Origin of the sequence: Rhodococcus sp. IEGM 1330, from assembly GCF_033142445.1 — a bacterium.
GTDB lineage: Bacteria > Actinomycetota > Actinomycetes > Mycobacteriales > Mycobacteriaceae > Rhodococcoides.
Genome location: NZ_JAWLSB010000023.1, coordinates 1 through 1,486, shown reverse-complemented (window position 1 = coordinate 1,486; position 1,486 = coordinate 1). Strand labels below are relative to the sequence as shown.

Sequence of the window (1,486 nt, the reverse complement as noted above, 5' to 3'; positions counted from 1 at the left end):
ACGCTCGATGTCAAGCTGTCTGGAGTCGGTTGTCGTTGATTCCCACGCTCGATGCGGGCCGGGGTGTGTGTGGACGAGCTCGGAACCGTTCGGGATGCCGGTCGTAGTAGGCCTGTTGGGCGCGGTCGCGGTCGGTCCACATCTGTCGCCACTTCCCGGAATGCACGTCTGCGGGTGAGAACAGCGCGATGCCGGAATGCTTGTGGTCGGTGTTGTACCAGTGGACGTAGTCGGTGAGATGCCCGCGAGCGGCATCGATGCCGGAGAAGATGCCAGGGTAGTTCGGGCGGTACTTCATGGTCCGAAACTCCGACTCTGAGAACGGATTGTCGTTACTGACGTAGGGACGGTTGTGGGTGAGCTCGATTCCGTGTGCGGTCAGGCAAGTCTCGAGGGTGTTCGAGCGCATCGCCGGACCGGAGTCCGCGTGAACGAATGATGGTGCGCCGTAACGTTTTATCGCGGTCTCGAACATCTCTGCGGCGAGGTGGTCACTCTCTCGTTCCTCCACACGCCACCCTGCGATCAGGCGGGAGTGGATGTCGATGATCGAGTACGCCTTGAACGAGGCACCGCGCCACGGTGAGTGCAGATCGGTGATGTCCCAACTCCACACCTGACCGGGCGCTGTGGCGGTGTGGACGGGCATGCGTCGCGGGGCGCGGGTGCTCTTCTTGGTCGGTGTCTTCGGGCGACTGCGTTGGTCGAGGACCGCGGCTGCGATACGCCACCACGAGCGACGCGACGCCATCATCGCCCCGTTGTCCCAGGCGGTGGCGAAGGTGTGATCGACCGAGTTGCCGGCCCTCCATCCGGTGGCGATCAACGCTTCGACCTGAACTCGATCGGTGATGTCGATGCGATTCGGATACCGCCGATCGCGTTGGTGCACAGGTTGTTCGACTGCAGGACGTGGACTGCGGCGGTAGTGCCACGTCGAGCGGGAGAGCCCCACTACCGTCAAGGCGCTGCGCACCGAACCGGCCGACGACGTCAGATCCGTGACGAGCGTGTTCTCGGTAGTCAGGAATCGGTGGGATCGTTCTTCGTCGGGGTGTCGGCGGGCTCGGGCACGTTCATCGCGTGCAAAAGCCCGATAGCTTTTCCCAACAGTTCGTTGGTCTCCTCGAGTTGCCGGATTCGGGCGTCTCGGCGCTCCAACTCCTCGTCATGGCGGGCTCGGTCGATCTCCCGACGCTGCATCGAGGACTGCCGATCACCTGGTGCTACATGCATGGCCCCAGTCTGACGCGGAACCATCCCGCGGTCCACATCACCGTCGAACACAGCTGAACGCCAGCGCGCCATCATTCGCTTCGAGATATGCGGACGCGCATCCATCCACGGGCCACGCTGCCCATGCCGCAGACCGCAGTACTCGAACACCAACTGCCGGATCTGCTCCCCGGTGAACCCCACATCGACTGTCATCACGACTCTCCTCCGCTACTTGATCTCGACTCACAAGCAGCCTGGCAAAGAGGGT

At 62.9% G+C, this 1,486-nt stretch carries 2 protein-coding genes; both read right to left on the bottom strand.

Translation table 11 applies throughout. The annotated features are described in order from the left end of the window. Positions 1-10 precede the first annotated feature (10 nt). Positions 11-892 (bottom strand): DDE-type integrase/transposase/recombinase, encoded by an 882-nt coding sequence (locus R4P57_RS26740; RefSeq protein ID WP_317805917.1) that lies wholly within the window; start codon positions 890-892, stop codon positions 11-13. Positions 893-1,023: 131 nt separating this feature from the next. Further along, positions 1,024-1,431 carry a hypothetical protein gene (locus tag R4P57_RS26735; protein ID WP_317805916.1) on the bottom strand — a complete coding sequence of 136 codons (408 nt, stop codon included), beginning with the start codon at positions 1,429-1,431 and terminating at the stop codon, positions 1,024-1,026. Between the last annotated feature and the right edge of the window lie 55 nt (positions 1,432-1,486).

What these genes read in the sequence shown, in the direction of transcription:
- R4P57_RS26735 (WP_317805916.1), bottom strand. Translation starts at nt 1,431, where the DNA reads ATGACAGTCGATGTGGGGTTCACCGGGGAGCAGATCCGGCAGTTGGTG.